The 16,145-nt window shown below is 38.0% G+C and carries 15 protein-coding genes; 4 read left to right on the top strand and 11 right to left on the bottom strand.

The window, feature by feature from the left end:
- Positions 1 to 47: 47 nt before the first annotated feature.
- From modD to PR834_RS14480, 5 genes are read right to left on the bottom strand one after another with little or no spacing between them, the layout of a single operon-like run.
- A complete protein-coding gene (gene modD, locus PR834_RS14500) occupies positions 48 to 893 on the bottom strand; it encodes a ModD protein (protein WP_096865054.1) in 846 nt (281 codons plus the stop codon).
- Positions 890 to 1,708: a class I SAM-dependent methyltransferase gene (locus PR834_RS14495; protein WP_136135487.1), complete on the bottom strand. Its 819-nt coding sequence runs from the start codon at positions 1,706 to 1,708 to the stop codon at positions 890 to 892. Before PR834_RS14495 ends, modD begins: the two co-directional genes overlap by 4 nt.
- A gap of 11 nt (positions 1,709 to 1,719) precedes the next feature.
- Positions 1,720 to 2,487, bottom strand: a complete 768-nt coding sequence (locus tag PR834_RS14490) for an ABC transporter ATP-binding protein (protein ID WP_110592526.1) — start codon at positions 2,485 to 2,487, stop codon at positions 1,720 to 1,722.
- A complete protein-coding gene (locus PR834_RS14485) occupies positions 2,484 to 3,500 on the bottom strand; it encodes a FecCD family ABC transporter permease (RefSeq protein ID WP_196725547.1) in 1,017 nt (338 codons plus the stop codon). Before PR834_RS14485 ends, PR834_RS14490 begins: the two co-directional genes overlap by 4 nt.
- Positions 3,497 to 4,534: an ABC transporter substrate-binding protein gene (locus PR834_RS14480; RefSeq protein ID WP_196725548.1), complete on the bottom strand. Its 1,038-nt coding sequence runs from the start codon at positions 4,532 to 4,534 to the stop codon at positions 3,497 to 3,499. The genes PR834_RS14485 and PR834_RS14480 overlap by 4 nt, the downstream gene beginning before the upstream one ends.
- 200 nt (positions 4,535 to 4,734) lie before the next feature.
- On the opposite strand from PR834_RS14480, the gene gntR reads away from it, so the two are divergent.
- From gntR to gntU, 3 genes are all read left to right on the top strand, one after another.
- Complete coding sequence (gntR, locus tag PR834_RS14475) at positions 4,735 to 5,730, top strand: gluconate operon transcriptional repressor GntR (RefSeq protein WP_094962847.1); 996 nt, start codon at positions 4,735 to 4,737, stop codon at positions 5,728 to 5,730.
- 385 nt (positions 5,731 to 6,115) lie between these two features.
- Positions 6,116 to 6,655: a gluconokinase gene (gntK, locus tag PR834_RS14470; RefSeq protein WP_094962846.1), complete on the top strand. Its 540-nt coding sequence runs from the start codon at positions 6,116 to 6,118 to the stop codon at positions 6,653 to 6,655.
- Positions 6,655 to 8,010, top strand: coding sequence for a gluconate transporter (gntU, locus tag PR834_RS14465; protein ID WP_004261235.1), 1,356 nt, complete (start codon positions 6,655 to 6,657; stop codon positions 8,008 to 8,010). The genes gntK and gntU overlap by 1 nt, the downstream gene beginning before the upstream one ends.
- A 75-nt stretch (positions 8,011 to 8,085) precedes the next feature.
- Here gntU and PR834_RS14460 read toward each other — a convergent pair whose 3' ends face one another.
- The 6 genes from PR834_RS14460 to PR834_RS14435 are packed head-to-tail and all read right to left on the bottom strand — an operon-like array spanning position 8,086 to position 14,329.
- Positions 8,086 to 10,071 (bottom strand): ATP-binding cassette domain-containing protein, encoded by a 1,986-nt coding sequence (locus PR834_RS14460; RefSeq protein ID WP_272536742.1) that lies wholly within the window; start codon positions 10,069 to 10,071, stop codon positions 8,086 to 8,088.
- Positions 10,058 to 10,540, bottom strand: coding sequence for a hypothetical protein (locus PR834_RS14455; RefSeq protein ID WP_110592522.1), 483 nt, complete (start codon positions 10,538 to 10,540; stop codon positions 10,058 to 10,060). The genes PR834_RS14460 and PR834_RS14455 overlap by 14 nt, the downstream gene beginning before the upstream one ends.
- 3 nt (positions 10,541 to 10,543) lie before the next feature.
- Positions 10,544 to 11,794 carry an HlyD family efflux transporter periplasmic adaptor subunit gene (locus PR834_RS14450; protein WP_094962843.1) on the bottom strand — a complete coding sequence of 417 codons (1,251 nt, stop codon included), beginning with the start codon at positions 11,792 to 11,794 and terminating at the stop codon, positions 10,544 to 10,546.
- A complete protein-coding gene (locus PR834_RS14445) occupies positions 11,775 to 13,001 on the bottom strand; it encodes a TolC family protein (RefSeq protein ID WP_272536741.1) in 1,227 nt (408 codons plus the stop codon). The genes PR834_RS14450 and PR834_RS14445 overlap by 20 nt, the downstream gene beginning before the upstream one ends.
- 4 nt (positions 13,002 to 13,005) lie before the next feature.
- Positions 13,006 to 13,923, bottom strand: coding sequence for a hypothetical protein (locus tag PR834_RS14440; RefSeq protein ID WP_226617268.1), 918 nt, complete (start codon positions 13,921 to 13,923; stop codon positions 13,006 to 13,008).
- On the bottom strand, positions 13,874 to 14,329 hold the full coding sequence (locus PR834_RS14435) for a hypothetical protein (RefSeq protein WP_112307382.1): 456 nt from the start codon (positions 14,327 to 14,329) through the stop codon (positions 13,874 to 13,876). The genes PR834_RS14440 and PR834_RS14435 overlap by 50 nt, the downstream gene beginning before the upstream one ends.
- A gap of 223 nt (positions 14,330 to 14,552) precedes the next feature.
- Here PR834_RS14435 and PR834_RS14430 point away from each other — a divergent pair.
- Positions 14,553 to 16,145 (top strand): Ig-like domain-containing protein (locus PR834_RS14430; RefSeq protein WP_272536740.1); only part of this gene is annotated, 1,593 nt, incomplete at its 3' end.

Genomic DNA, 16,145 nt, shown 5'->3' with positions numbered 1-16,145 from the left:
AGGTAGGCTGTTTTTACAAATGATTTTTTTGACGCTAACTACTTAGGTTACTGCTTAAAAATATGTACTTTAATATCTCGCGGCGCTGCGTAGTAAGGGGCTGATGTAACCAATAATGGCACCCCTGTTTGTGCGAATGCTTCGATTGTTTTTAAATTAATTCCACCTGCAATGGACAGTCGACAAGGCCGACTTTGTTGCTTGGTGAGTTCTTGTAGCCGCTGAATTTGTTCAATGGGCAATTTATCTAGCTGAATAATATCGGCTTGCGCATTGATAGCGAGAATGGCTTGTTCATAGTCATCCGCCTCAACAATAATCATTTTTTCAGGGGCGGCTTGGCGTAGTGTTTTAATATGACTCACCCAATCATTTGGATTTTCAAGGCATTGGCGATGATTGGTGAACAGTAAAATACTTTCTGCACTACCTGCTCGGTGAATAATAGCGCCCCCAGCCAAAATCGCAGTTAAGGCAAGGGGTTTAGTATGAGGAATGGTTTTTCGCGTGCACGCAAGTTGCCCATCCGGTTGATATTGATGCAAAATATTTACCATTTGCTGGGTGTAGTGGCTGACACCTCCACACCATTCCAGTACGTTTTGTACCGCTTTCCAGCCCTGATGTAAGGCTTCAATCGGCCCAGTGGCGCGAATTAAAACGCTTTGTGGGGCAACTTGTTGGCCATCTTGAAAGTGACAATCACAAGTGATCCCAAGTTTCTCTAACATACGTCTGGCGATGGTGACCCCACTGATGCAGCCCCCAAATTTGGATGCAAAGGTCATCACCCCCATTTGAGCCTGCAAGCCGAGCGCACGGGTGGTAAGGTCGCCGTACTGGATATCATCTAGCAGTAGTTGGTCGATTAATGTATCAGGCACGTAAATCATAATGTCAGTTCCGATTCATCGACCACATCCCAAGAGACCATTGCCCAATCTCTGGATGGATAAGGGATTGTTTTGCCTAGTGCCGCTTGTTCATCATAATACTGACGTAAGATAGCGGTTTCTTCTGGTGTAATATTTTTAAGGGACCAATTGACACTGTCAGCGAAAGTGTCAAAGCTATCAAATCCACCTTTATTTGGACTTTTAATAAAATCAACGCGCGCATTGATGCCCATTTGATGCAATATATTCACTGCATAAATATAGGTGGGCAAACGAACCACTTCGCGGCCTATTTTGCGAATTATTTTTTCATCAATAAATGTTGGGTTGATGGTATGGGTCGTATACACCCGCAATTTTGTTTGGCGATTAAGCTTCAGTAAGGCTGCTTTTAAATCATCAACGAGTGTTGAGCGTGACGCTACTGAAATATCGACTTTGGGTAATGAACTCCAGTCATCTTCCCATGCCAGTTGTTTAAAGCGCGCATTGGGAATATTTAATTCTTTCGCCCGCAGTTCAGCCATTTCGAGCATGCCGCGGCTATAATCAATACCTATCGTTTCCTTGAATTCATTAGCAAGGCAAAGGCTAACTGAACCTGGGCCACAGCCCACATCAAGCAAGATTTCAGCGCCTGCTAAATCCATTAATTCACGAAAGCGCACTAAGTATGGGTCATGGGGATTAGCGCAAGTTTGCGCCATTTGTTGTGCTTTTTTATCCCAATGCTCTGGCTCTTTGCGGCTTCGTTGGGCTTGTTGCATATGTTGCTGATACATTTTTGCAAAATTGATTTGATTAATTAACATGATCCCTGACCTTAACTAGAAAATGTTGATGGAAGCTGAAAGTGAGATTGAATGCTGTGTTTATCCACATTATAGAGGGCTGCTAAGTTAGTAAGTGTTAACATACATTTAGATGACCCTTGCCTCGCTTTGTGGTGCTTATCGAGCAAAATAACATTATCAGCGATAGCAGCGGCATGTTGTGGGTGATGGGTTGACATCAATATCGTCATACCATGGGATTTAAGCTTTTCAATTTGCTCAAGCAAGCGAATTTGGTTACCAAAATCAAGGCTAGCGGCAGGCTCATCCATAATTAGAAGTAATGGTTTTTGTATTAAAGCCCTTGCTATCAATACTAACTGTTTTTCTCCGCCACTAAGCGTGCTGTATAGCCGTGTTGCCAAATGTGAAATGCCAAGGTGCTTTAGTTGTTGATATGCTAAATTTTTTTCGGTCTCTTTAGGGACTGAAAATAATGAAATATGGGGAGTTAAGCCCATCATGACCATATCGACTACAGTGAAAGTAAAGGGGGTATCATGGGCTTGGGGAACATAGGCGACAGTTTTGGCTATTTCGCGTGGTTTAAAAGTTTGAATTCCTTGCCCATTGAGTAGGATCTCGCCTTTAATTGCAGGTAATAACCCCAGTAAAGTTTTCATTAAGGTGGTTTTACCGCAGCCATTTGCACCTAATAAGCAGCTAATCTCCCCCTTAGGTAATGAAAGATTAATGCCATCAATGATAGCTGTGCCATGATAACCAATTGCGACCTCTTGCAAAGATACAATGCTCATTTCACCCGCCTTGTCTGCAATAAAATAGCTAAAAAGAAGGGCGCACCGATTGCAGAGGTTAAAATGCCTATGGGTAATTCAATCGCGGCGATAGTACGTGCTAAGGTATCAGTAATGAGTAATAAAATAGCTCCAATTGCCAGTGATGCAGGGAGCTGATAGCGAAAGTTAGCACCCACTATCATTCGGGTAATATGTGGCACAATCAAGCCTATCCAACCAATAATTCCAGCAATAGAAACAGCGCTTGCCGTGAGCAGTGTTGCACAAATAATAAAGATAGCTCGAGTTAAACTGACATTGATCCCAAGGCTTTTAGCTTCTTCATCAGATAAGCTGAGTAAATTCATGCGCCAGCGCAATAATAATAGCGGAATAATACCGATAACCATCAGAGGTAATACTGACATTAAATCTGCTTGGGTAATTGATGATAACCCGCCTAAGAGCCAAAAAGTGATGGAAGGCAACTGGGTGTAAGGGTCTGCAAGAATTTTCATCAATGAAATTGCTGAACCACATAACGCACTGATAGCGACACCGACAAGAACCAAAGATAAAATGGGGTCATGTTGACGCGCTAGTCGGGCAATAAAGCACACTAAAGTAACGGTAATTAGGCCACCAATAAATGCACTTAGCTGAATGTAAAATAATGATTGCCCAAAAAAAATACCGATAACAGCCCCCACGCCAGCACCCGCTGAAACCCCTAAAATATCTGGTGAAACCAATGGGTTACGGAACATTCCCTGATAAGCAGCACCTGCAATAGCCAGTCCTCCACCAATAACAATAGCGGCTAATGTGCGCGGGAATCGTATTTGCCAGAAAACGGTTTCATGCCGCGAATTACTCAACTCGCTGTGAGAAGGTAACTGACTAATGAGCAGGTGATAAAGCTCATTTAGCGTAAGTGAGTACTTACCACTTATTAAGGCGATAATAAAGCTTATTAATAAAATAACGATTAATAAAAGGGATTTTCCGCCTTGTTTCAATACACCATTCATGATTTTTCCATGAGCCAATCAATCTGCTCTAAAGTCAGTGGAGAATGGTAAAAATGGGTAAAAAATTCAGCAATATCATGCTTGATATTTTCGGCAATACTCTTATCGAAATGGCTCTGTAGCCGTCTCATGCCGAGTAAGCGGTTAACTCCCGGAGGCCCATCTAACCAGCCAAATGGCATACCGCTGAAAACCAGTAACTGGTTGTTAGTAATGGCATCTAGCCCTTTCCATAATGCAGAGTTTGTGATCAATTCAATGGCTTCGTCATATTGCGTTATAATGATGTCAGGGTTCCATTGATATAATTGCTCCATAGAAACCGTTGTCAGTCCATGGAAGTTAGGGATATCAACTACATTACGCAAACCAAGCATTTCAATGGCTTCAGTATGAATTGAGCCTTTAGCGCCGGTTTCTAAACCTTTTGCTCCTCTCGCGAGGTAAAAACTTAGTGATTTCTGTTGGTTTTGATGAGCAAATAAGGCAGCATCATCAATATAGCGTTGAGCAAGTTGGCCTAACTTTTGAGCTTGTGGGATAACGCCTAAAACCTCACCGAGTTGCATAAGCTGTTGTGGCGTATCTTTTAACCCTCCAGCCATTAATAAATAAGGTACATGGGTTTGTTGGGCAACCTTTTCTGCTTGTGAAAGATAGGTATCATTAATATTACCAGTATCAATAATTAAATCTGGGTTATAGGATAGAAGCTGTTCTAAGGAAAGCGTACTGCCTCGACCTGCTAAACGACCATATACGGGTAATTCGAGCCATTGCGCTGCAAAAAGGCCACTGTGTCCTTTTTTCAGTGAAATTGAGGAAAATCCCACCATTTTTTCGGGGGCTAATGCGAACATCAATAGATCAGAAGGGGGGCCAGAGCTGATGACGCGTTGAATATCCTTTGGCGTCGGAAGATGACCAAATAAAGCTTTTTCAACGGCTGGACGAGTTTGTGCGAAGCTCGGCAAACTGTAAAAAGCAGCAAGTACTGCACTTGATTTAAGGAACTGCCTACGATTGATCGCCATAGTCTAATTTCATCTATTCGTTATAATAATAATTATATAGCGCGAAAATTAGCGGAGTCATGATAGAGAGTCAACTATAAAAATCGCATTGTTCGGAAAATTCGATATTTATGTGATGTAAATCAGTAACAAAGATTGCTATCCATTAACAGATAGCAGAACATGGTTATCGTTAACGAATTGGATATCGCTTTGAACTTATGAAGAAAAAAAGACCTTCTCTACAGGATGTTGCCGACCAAGTTGGCGTCACAAAAATGACGGTGAGCCGTTTTCTACGAAACCCAGATCAGGTTTCAGAAGCTTTACGTGAGAAAATCGCCCAAGCTGTGGAGGCTTCCGGGTATATTCCAAATAAGGCGCCCGATATTTTATCGAATTCAACTAGCCATGCTATTGGGGTGTTGCTTCCTTCATTAACTAACCAAGTTTTTGCCGAAGTGATTCGTGGAATTGAAGCCGTGACAGACCGCCATGGCTACCAAACCATGCTCGCTCACTATGGTTATTTGCCCGAAAAAGAAGAAGAGCGGCTGACTTCACTACTTTCTTATAATATTGATGGTGTGATTTTAGCCGAACGGACACACACTGAACGAACGCTGCGCATGTTGAAAACTGCGGGGATCCCCGTTGTTGAGATTATGGATAGCGTTTCTCCTTGCCTAGATATTGCAGTTGGTATTGATAACTTTGAAGCGTCTCGCCAAATGACTCGGGCGATGATTGAGCGTGGCTGCCGTAAGGTTGTGTACTTAGGCGCAAGACATGATGAACGTACTTTTATCCGCTTGAAAGGTTATGAACAGGCAATGCTCGATGCTAATCTTGAACCACGTAATGTGATGACGCAGGCTAGCTCATCGTATTCGCTAGGTGCCCAACTACTGCACGACTGCCGTGATAAGTACCCAGATACCGACGGTTTATTCTGTACCAATGATGACTTAGCGATAGGGGCTATTTTTGAATGCCAACGTTTAGGGATTCAAATTCCGCAAGACCTTGCTATTTCAGGTTTCCATGGTCACGACGTAGGGCAAGTGATGACGCCAAAACTGGCGAGTATTTTGACGCCAAGAGACCAAATGGGGCGTAAGGCGGCAGAAGTCTTGTTGGCAAGAATGTCGGGTAAGAAGCTAACGGATACGCATTTTGATGTGGGGTTTTGTGTCCTTACTGGCGAAAGTATCTAATTATTCCTCGTCATACTTCGCGCTGTCGCGTTGTTGCCTGTACTCGCCAACCCTAGTCACATACTTATGTATGCTCCTAGGGCTTGACTCGCTTGGCGCCTAGCGACAACACGAACTATTTAGAGGAATGCTTTAAGGGGAGTAATAAAGTTTAAATATACTTTTTGTTTTTTGTTTCTATATTGATTGCGAGTTTTGCTTTGTCTTTCACCTGCCTCTTCTGAAGTCAGTTTGAGAGTATCATCACAGATCTGTTTTCTTCTTCACCAATTTGATTGCCAAATAAATCCGCACTGATGATAATGTTACCCGTAACTTGTTACCGGTAACAAAAGCCGGTTTTTAACTAAAGCCAGGACAATAGTGAATATCTGAGGAGTTTCCTATGAATGATACCCAAAAACAAAACTATACATTTGTACTAATGGGGGTATCGGGTAGTGGTAAGTCTGCTGTTGCTACCGGTGTTGCACAGCAACTACAAGCTGCTTTCCTTGATGGTGACTTTCTTCACCCTAAATCAAATATTTTAAAAATGGCATCTGGTCATGCATTAAATGATGACGACCGTAAACCTTGGTTAGTCGCACTAAATAATGCCATTTTTGCAATGCAAAGAACTAATAAGATATCGCTGGTAGTTAGCTCTGCACTGAAAAAAAGCTATCGTGATATCTTAAGAGAGGGGAACCACAACCTCTATTTTATTTACCTAAAAGGTGATGCGGTTGTTATTGAAGAAAGATTGAAAGCACGTAAAGGGCATTTCTTTAAGCCTGAAATGCTGAAATCGCAATTTGATGCCTTACAAGAACCTGGCGCGGATGAACCTGATGTGCAGGTTGTTGATATTCGCCCATCCTTAGAAAACGTGATTGAAAATACGTGTTCTACTATTCGTAAGATTGTCGCTGGAGATAACTAATGAATACCCCAGAAACATTAAGCACGTTAACGCTCGTGCTGACGGCAGTCGGCTCTGTCGTTTTACTACTTTTTTTAGTGATGTATGCTCGTTTACATGCTTTTGTTGCACTCATGATTGTTTCTATTGGTGCCGGTTTATTTTCAGGTATGCCAGTACAACAGATCACGGAAACCATGCAAAAAGGAATGGCGGGAACCTTAGGTTTTCTTGCTATCGTAGTCGCTCTTGGGGCAATGTTCGGTAAAATTTTACATGAAACAGGGGCATTAGATCAGATTGCGAATAAGCTACTTAACCTATTCGGTGAAAAGAATGCTCACTATGCAGTGGGTGTCGCAGGGCTGATTTGTGCGCTACCACTCTTCTTTGATGTGGCTATTGTCTTGTTAATTGGTGTGGTGTTTGCGGTAGCGAACCGCACAGGCCATAACGTTGTTCGCCTTGCTATTCCATTATTTGCTGGGGTAGCCGCTGCGGCAGCGTTTTTATTACCGGGGCCAACACCAATGCTAGTTGCATCACAAATGGGGGCAGACTATGGCTGGATGATTTTAATTGGTTTGTGTGCTGCTATCCCAGGTATGATTTTAGCAGGGCCATTATTTGGTAAGTTTATCAGTAACTTTGTTCATATTGATATTCCAGCAGATTATCAAGCGCCAAATACAGAACATGGCAAAATGCCAAGCTTTGGATTTAGCTTGTGTTTAGTGCTTTTCCCGTTGGTATTAGTGGGTTTAAAAACAATCGGAACGCATTTAGTTGAAAAAGGAACCCCCCTTGAGCATTGGTTAGAGTTTATCGGTCACCCTTTCACCGCATTACTGTTAGCGTGTTTACTGGCGATTTATGGCCTAGGTTTCCGTTATGGTATGGATAAAGAAAAAGTCATGGCGATTTGTTCCGCAGCGATTCAACCTGCTGGGATCATTTTACTTGTGACGGGTGCTGGTGGCGTATTCAAACAAATTTTAGTGGATTCAGGTGTAGGCCCTGCACTAGGTGACTCTTTAATTGGTGCTGGTTTACCAATTGCTGTTGCTTGCTTTGTATTAGCGGGTGCAGTGCGTGTCATTCAAGGTTCTGCAACGGTTGCATGTTTAACAGCGGTAGGTTTAGTGCTACCTGTTATCAGTGAGTTAGGTTACTCAGGAGCACAGCTGGCAGCATTAGCTATCTGTATTTCTGGCGGTTCATTGATCTTAAGCCACGTGAATGACTCTGGTTTCTGGTTATATGGAAAATTCACTGGTGCGACAGAAGCGCAAACGCTAAAAACATGGACGGTAATGGAAACTATCCTTGGTACGACAGGGGCAATTGTCGGTATGGTGTTCTTCATGTTCTTGTAATGTATTTTATGAAAATATATCAGAGCTAAATGTATTGAATTAAAACGCCCGCTATTAAGTGGGCGTTTTGCTTATTTAGCTTAGGCTAATTTTAGGGATGATAATTTTATTATGGTGTTGTGGCGAATTAATGTGTTTAGCATGACCCGGTGATAATGCAATATGCTTCGTAAAAAATGAGGTTAGTCCTAAGTCGTGAGTAGAAAAGAAAATAATTGATTCATCTAATTCAAACTCTTGCTTCATTAATTGTAAGAATGAGAGTGCATCAGAGGTCGCCATAAATGATGTCGATTCGTCTAAGAATATCATTTCAGGTTGTTTTATCAGAGTCAGAGCGAGCTGTAACTTTTGTTTTTCCCCTGTAGATGCGGCGATATCGGTGATGAGTGTATCGTCTAAGGTTTCCTTACTAATCAGTAAGGATGGGCAACATAATTTGGTAAGGTGAACAATTGTATTGTTATCGAATACACCGTAGAAATTAAAATTATCACGAATGCTGCCATGAATAAATGTTGAAATACCATTATGGTAGGCAATTTTTTCTGTTAAAAAGCATTGGGAAATTTCATCGATACCAATACCATTGATTGTAATATCCCCTGATGAGTATTCTGAAATCCCACATAATGCTTTCATTAGTGATGTCTTTCCTACGCCTGAAATACCAGTAATACCAATAACATCGCCGGGTTTGGCTTCAACATCAAGCTGATTAATAATGGTTTTACCATTAATGCTAACGCTAAGATTTTTTGCACTAAAATGTTTTATTGAATCTGTTGTTATACCATCTGCTTTGAAATGGATAAGTGGGTTGTTTTTTAACTGATCAATACTGGATTTGATATGAAATAGATGTGTTTTCACCATAAATAAGCGATTAATGGCACTTGTAATTGCACCAGAAAGTCGACTATTAATGATCATCACGGCGATAACAGAAGCCAAGCTTAGACTGCCTTCACCAATAGCCAAATAGCTAGCTACGTACATTACTATCATAGATAAAAACGTATTTACTTTGATAATTTCCATCCAATGGTGATTGGCCTCATTTAGTTTTAATTTTATTTTTTCATCTTCATTAGTTTTTATACTGATGTACTGTTTAAAATGGTTATCTCTGGCAAAACAAAGCTCATGTTTTTTTTGTTCCAATGAGTAGTACATGGCTGATTTTTCATAGTTTAAGGTATTCGCTCGGAGCATATTTTTATAGGAAAGAAAGCGGATGTGTAGGCATAAAAAGATAAGCCCAGCGTAATAGCTCAATAGCAATAATGAATAAAAACCTAACATACCAAAAATGCAAAATGAAAATAAAATGGCTAACCCGACATCATAAATAATTTGAGGCTTAATTTCCCAAACTTGTAAGATTGATGCTTCTGCTGTTCTCACTTTAATTGAGGCACTTTTACAACTAGATTGTTTTAATAAATTAATAAAATAGCGATTAAAAGTACTGATGTTAAGCTTTATTTTTTTTGTGTTCTGTTCATGAATAATGTGTTTAATAAAAAACTCTAAGCCAATAACGACAATGAAAATAAAACTAATATATAAAAGTGAGCTTATAGATTCACTATAAACTAAACGGGAGTTAAAAAGATTTGAATATAAATGTAATAATAGTGCGAATACAATTAAAGGTAATGACAATAAGCTAGATTTTGGTGTTAACTTAATCAGTGATTTATATATGCTCTCTTCATTGAGTGTGTTTTCACTTGCAGAAAATGAAAATAAATGTTTATTTTCAATTAGTTGTTGTGTTATTGCTATGTCGGTTGTTAGATTAGTTAGCTGGCCTCTATGATTTTTGATGATAATATATTTCCCATCTGCTATCTCCATAATAAAGAGAGCAGGTAGCTTTTTTTCATTAAAATCTGAAATAGAAGTGTATTGATAAGTGAAAAAATCATTATTAATAAATTCATTTATATTATTTAAGATATATTTATTATCATAAGAGAGTGCTGGAGAGGCAAATGGTTCTCCTAATATCTTAAAGTATTGATTAATAACATCATGGAAACTACTTTCTTTCATTTTCTTCACTCTTTAGGAAGCAAGCGTTAACCCCTTGATTATCCTCAATAGGTTTTAAGGCTTTAATGTGTACATTAGGCGTGTTTTTTTTAATTAATACCGTGTTATAGATGGTATAGGTCATTGCTGCGTCAAAAGATATGTTATTTCCATAACTGCAATAAACATCAATAGATTTAACCTTTTTATGATCAATTAGTTTTAAGGTGTCATGGCTAAACATTAACGATGTCATGATGTTATTGCCATTGCCATTGCCATTGCCATTGCCATTTTTATTGTCATTATTACTATCGGTATTTATAGATGAAGACGCTTCAGTATTGTGGTTATCAATTCCTATCAATGCCGCCTTGCCTTTATTTTTTTCAGCAGCCATTGTGCTTGATAACACATTAGCTAAGAGCACAGCCATAAGTAATGTCATGGTTGCAACAGCAGCAGATAATGCAGAAATAAAACCTAACATAAGTCACCAAACGTTAAATGTAATGTTATCGCTAATTAATGCGGTTAAATAATGAAGTACTGAAATCTCTTTACTAGAGATATAGAGCATCACTGGCAAACCGTCATGTTCTGGAAGGAGCTCCGTATTTTGTTCTGGTGTAATTTGTACTGAATAATAGCGTTCTTGACTGTTCCGCTCCCTGTCACTAAAGGAATCAGCGCTGATTTTTGTAACTTTCCCGTTAATGATTTTTTTAAACCCAGGGGAGTTCACCACAATTTTGGCTGGTAGCTGTGGCGCTATAAAAGGGCGATACTTCGCTAATATTTTACCTTCAATAACCCGCGTACTTTGCTGTTTTTTAATCACCATCACTAAATTTGAGGCTTCAACATACGAACCTTTCTCTAAATCTTTTTCGATACTTAATACAATCCCGTCAGCTGGTGATAACACACTATTCGCTCTTATTTTATTGCGCAGTAATTCCATCTGACCACTGTTTTCTAATTTCTCTTTTTTTAGTCGATTAAGTAGAGTTTCATTTTCTTGTATTTCCCCGATAAGTCGTGCGGTATACTTCTTTTCTTGCAGTGAGATTTCTCGCAATAACCCTTGAGCATTTAATTCACCTGACGCTATTAGCGCGGTGGTGCGGCTGATTTCAGCATTATTATTGAGTTTTTCAATTTCAGGAGCTCTTGCATTTTTTAATAATAAGTCCTTCTTTTTCAGTATGTTAATTTGATTTTCTAGTTCGCTAGACTCTTTAATTTGTGAGATATATTTATCTCGTAAATTACTTATCTCCATGCGTAAGAGAATATGACCATAGAGTTCTCTATAGGCACTTAAAGTTTTACTTTGTAAGCCCTTTGCAAAGAAAAAATATTCAGATTCCGTATTTATGCTTCCATCAAGGATTTTATTTAACAGTTTTTTGTTTTCTTCTAATTCATTGATGCGTTCATTAGCAAAAGTAACGAGGCCGGATAAGGTTTTTTCTTGATGAAAGACATCTAAATTAGTATAGGAAAATAAAACTTGGTCTTTTTCTACCTTATCACCAGTTTTAATAGCGAACTGATTAATAAATCCAGAAGCCGGGCTCACTATTTCTAGTCGATTGGAGACTCCTGAGATAATCCCCTCTCCTGGAGAGGATATTTCTATTTTAGCTAATATAATATAACCGATAAATAATGACGTGATACCTAGAAATATTTTTAATTTTTTAGGTGCCCGGTTCAGTTTATTTAGATAACGTTTCAATTTCAGCTAACTTCCCTGTTAATTGGATATATTCCATTTTGTTTTTCATATCAGCAATCATTAATTCAGTAATGCGCCTTTCCATTGTTAACATATCAAATAGTGTGTTCACCATTTCATAGAAAGAAGATTGTGATATTTCATATTCCCTTTGTTGGCTTTTAATTATTGAGCGCATGGTCTTACGTTGTTCATGTAGCCCTGTAAGTTCAGTCGAATTTGAATTAGCGATTAATTTTAAATTTTTAATTTTAGCTGTGGATTCTTTATATTTATAATCAGCTTTTCCTTTTGTTGCTTCATACAGTTTCAGTTGAGATTTTTCATTCAGAACTTTATCAAGGTCAAAGATATTTAATTTAACCTCCATTCCCATATAAGACTCGTTACGACTTCTAACTTGATCAATAAATCGTTCTTCGGCGATAAGATTAACATTTAAGAAGGGATTTTGTTGATAAGCATTTTCTTTCATTGCATCAGCTTGCATACGTAGCAAGTTATATTCGCTATTCTGTTGTGCATTTTCACTATCAATAATAGTTTCTTGTAATTTTTTTAATAGATTTTTTGGAACCGTTACACCTTTAGAAGGAAAGGTAATGCCTGATAAAAGCTCAATATTAGACTTATATTGCTCAATCTCTTTTTCTATATTTTGTAGCTCTGTTTCAATCCTCTGCATCAATAAAGAAGCTTGTTCAACATCACTGTATTTTGCTATGCCACTTTTATAGCGATGAGTAATAAGTTTGAAAATACTTTTAGCATTGCTATTTAAATCAGCTGTTGTTTTTGTTAGCTCATTGAGATAATAAATACCAATTAAGTTGTTAGTTGTCGAGGTGTAAAGTTCTTCTTTTTCCTTGTTTAGTGAAAGTGCTGATATTTTTAATTTTAAATTTTTTTCATTAAACCGGTGACTTAACGTAGTGTCATAGATCAATGAACTGGCAGTAATATTATTGTTAGTGCTGCCATCATGGCTTTTTATTTTTCCTGAAGCGGATATTTTTGGTAGATAATAATAATCTGTTTGTTTTGCTCTGAGGTTTTCAGCTTCTAATTCTAACGCTTTTATTTGAACTGGATTGGAGTTTTTTAATACTCGGCCAATAAATGTTTGGAAGTTTTCTACATCTTGATTGGCTAAGCTACAAGTTGGTAGTGATAATGTTAATAATAAACCTAAGGTGATAGGACGCATGTGCTTACTCCATTGATAATAAAGTTAATAGTTTTTTTCTGCTCTCAATGGTATTTTCTTTTAGCCATTGTGTAGTTTGATCTATTTTTAATATTTCTTCTGAAATTTTTTCATTCTGATTGTTTTTGTTTATTTTTTCTTCTAATAAGTAGACGGCTAATTTTCTTTTCCAGTCATCGTCAGCTTCTTTTATTGATTGTAAAACCTCTAAGTGCTCTTGTGCTGTGGAGGATAAAGCCAGAAGATGTGAGGAAATATCAGTTGCTAGCTCATTGTTTTCGGTCACGGAAATCATTTTTTGCGCTATATTGATATTCACTTTCTGTAATGTGTTCAGGGTTTCTTGAATATGATTAAGTTCTTCTGAGTAGTTTGCAGATTGTTGTTGAGTTTTTTTATTTTCTTTTTGGTAAAAGAAATGAAAGAAATTCAAACTCACTAACAGTAAAACTGAAATAGAAACCCCAAGAATAGAGGTTAAGAATGCAAAGGACATTGAATTAAGTGCCATTGAGATAGATGAGATCATGGCGTTCATTTTTTCTGAGACATCACCTTCTCCTCCAAGTGATGCTGATATTGCGGTGATCATCCCTGTTAATCCAATAAATGTTCCTATTAATCCTAATGACACAGTAACGGATGCAGATAATTTCGTTTGGTTTGAGAGTAATGTATAGTTGCTTTTTTTATTTTTATTAAATAATCGATGAAATAAAAATATAACTAAAGGATAAATATAAATCCCAATCATGGTGTAGCTGATTTCAGGGGCAAGTAATAGACATTGCTGAACCATTTCACGTACCGATTGTAATAAAAAACAAGCGAGAAACGTTGCGGCATAAAAAAATAATCCAAGATAATACATGTTATTTGTAATCCCAATAAATGCATGAGTTCCAACCTGGGCAATATTCACTTGTTCCTTGTTTTAGAACAATTTCTTTATTAATTCCCAGACTCTTAATTAGTGATGCCATATAAAGAAGGTTGTAGGTGTTTTTTTCTTTACTGTGGCTGATTTTATCATTGATGTAACCACTGATAATAACTTTATTACTTTTGTTTTTAACTATTTCTTGTTTGATTAAAGAGGTTTCATTGCTTGATAAATGAATTCCACCTTTAAAATAAAGACGTTTATTTGGGATATCTATTTGTATTTTTTCAAATTTTAATTGTCCATAATTAATATGGGTTTCTGCAGTTTTCATTCCACTGAAAATAAACACCATAGAAACTAAAATAATTATACATAGTGTTCCACTTAACCCATCAACCATTGGGGCTAGTTCTTCATCAGAGTTATCATCATTTTCTTCCATATCTAATTCTTTTATTTTAGAAACGATTTTATTAATTCAGGATTATATTATAATCGCTATTGAAATGAACTCACTGGAATTGGAGCTCAAAAAAAAAGATTGTCAGACCACATTATCTTAAATGACGTTTTATTTTTAATTAAATGGATATAATCGGTTTCATTAACGGCAGCTTATGGGTATATAGCTGATAACCCCATTTATTAATATAATGATATAGAACATGACAGATAAAACTATCACAGATAAATTAAAAAGCATAGAAATCCAAAAGTTTAAAGTTCAAGGGCTTGATTTAATTGTAACTAAGCCAGATGGTTCTATTGAGAACATTAAAAATGGGCTGTCTGAAGTTATTTTAGGAAATATGACATTATTGACTGAGCAGGGCGAGATTCTTTCACAAGATGAAATTCTATCATCAATAACATTAAATGTCGGTGCTGATGCTATTTATATCAAAGAGCAATTGACGAGTGACATCATTGAATATACTGATAGCCAAGCCTCAAAAAAGAATAATGAGCAAATTGAAGGTGAGGAACAGCAATATGATAACCGACAAGACGATGAACAAAGTTTCAGTGAAAAACTGGCGGAGTTAAATCAAAAAAACCAACAATTAGAAAAGGCGCTTCAGACCTTGTCTTCTGAGAAAGATGAAAAAGAGGTATTACTAAGTTCGTCATTAACAAAGCTCACAGAAGCGAAAAACCAGCTAAATCAAAAAAATAAAGCAGAGAAAGCACAAGTCGAAGACAGCAGCTTAACCTTTCCTTCACCATCTGCACCCGTTGTTATGCCAATAAGTTCTTCATCACCCTCTCAGCCTGCAAATAAACCATTAGCACCTTCCCAGATAGCTAAACCTATAACACAGGTTTTTATTCAAGGAAAATTAAGCGAAGAATCCGACTCAGGGAAAAGGGGGGATAATATTACGAATATTAATACACCAATATTTACTGGGGTTATCTCTCCTGATAGTCAGGGTTATCTAACGATTAATGATAACAAATATTCGATCACAACGGATAAAGATGGAAAGTGGTCATTAAAAATCACTGAACCGTTAGAAGATAAAGTATATGAATATTCATTAGTTGCTTTTTCCGGTGAAGGTAAGCCTGTGACGGTGAATGGCCAATTTGAAGTCGACACTCAGCTTGATAATCTCTCTGTTAGCCTTGATGGGCATTCGGATACCGAAACGTCGGCGGAGAGACTAACTAACAAGCAAGTTCCTACTTTTATAGGGAAAGCTGAAGCTGGTAGTACGGTAACGCTAACGATTGCAGGACAAACATTATCGGCAATTGCTGATGATAAAGGTACGTGGCGAATAACAGTCGAGAAACCATTGGCCGATGGAGTATCAAACTTCCAAGTCACTGCCGTGGATCCTGCTGGTAACCAAAAAATCATCACTGAGAGCGTTACTATCAAAACATCAAAACCAGATGCTAGTGTACTGCTTGATAACTCAACGGTTTTTTTGACCAGCAAAGTAAAGCCAACGCTTACGGGAAAAACAGATTCGAATTCCAATGTCATCGTTAAGGTAGCTGGAAAAGAGTACTTCACTAAGGCGAATGAACAGGGTGATTGGTCACTCACTATCAGTGATAACTTAGCTGATGGCTCACATATATTAAATGTTAAGGTAACAGATAGCGTAGGAAATCAGGGGGTTTTTATCCAAAGCCTGTTAGTCGACACGACGCTACCAGCTGCGACTGCGAAGCTCACCGAAAGCAGCGACTCCGGCGCCAAAGGGGACAATCTTACGCAACACCAAGCAGTCACCCTGGAAGGG

Origin of the sequence: Providencia sp. PROV182 (assembly GCF_028480325.1) — a bacterium.
GTDB classification, from domain to species: domain Bacteria; phylum Pseudomonadota; class Gammaproteobacteria; order Enterobacterales; family Enterobacteriaceae; genus Providencia; species Providencia hangzhouensis.
The sequence above is the reverse complement of the archived record's forward strand: the minus strand, read 5'-3'. Positions and strand labels throughout refer to the sequence as shown.

Coding starts and splice junctions, on each gene's coding strand:
- modD (WP_096865054.1), bottom strand. CDS start 893: ATGATTTACGTGCCTGATACATTAATCGACCAACTACTGCTAGATGAT.
- PR834_RS14495 (WP_136135487.1), bottom strand. CDS start 1,708: ATGTTAATTAATCAAATCAATTTTGCAAAAATGTATCAGCAACATATG.
- PR834_RS14490 (WP_110592526.1), bottom strand. CDS start 2,487: ATGAGCATTGTATCTTTGCAAGAGGTCGCAATTGGTTATCATGGCACA.
- PR834_RS14485 (WP_196725547.1), bottom strand. CDS start 3,500: ATGAATGGTGTATTGAAACAAGGCGGAAAATCCCTTTTATTAATCGTT.
- PR834_RS14480 (WP_196725548.1), bottom strand. CDS start 4,534: ATGGCGATCAATCGTAGGCAGTTCCTTAAATCAAGTGCAGTACTTGCT.
- gntR (WP_094962847.1), top strand. CDS start 4,735: ATGAAGAAAAAAAGACCTTCTCTACAGGATGTTGCCGACCAAGTTGGC.
- gntK (WP_094962846.1), top strand. CDS start 6,116: ATGAATGATACCCAAAAACAAAACTATACATTTGTACTAATGGGGGTA.
- gntU (WP_004261235.1), top strand. CDS start 6,655: ATGAATACCCCAGAAACATTAAGCACGTTAACGCTCGTGCTGACGGCA.
- PR834_RS14460 (WP_272536742.1), bottom strand. CDS start 10,071: ATGAAAGAAAGTAGTTTCCATGATGTTATTAATCAATACTTTAAGATA.
- PR834_RS14455 (WP_110592522.1), bottom strand. CDS start 10,540: ATGTTAGGTTTTATTTCTGCATTATCTGCTGCTGTTGCAACCATGACA.
- PR834_RS14445 (WP_272536741.1), bottom strand. CDS start 13,001: ATGCGTCCTATCACCTTAGGTTTATTATTAACATTATCACTACCAACT.
- PR834_RS14435 (WP_112307382.1), bottom strand. CDS start 14,329: ATGGAAGAAAATGATGATAACTCTGATGAAGAACTAGCCCCAATGGTT.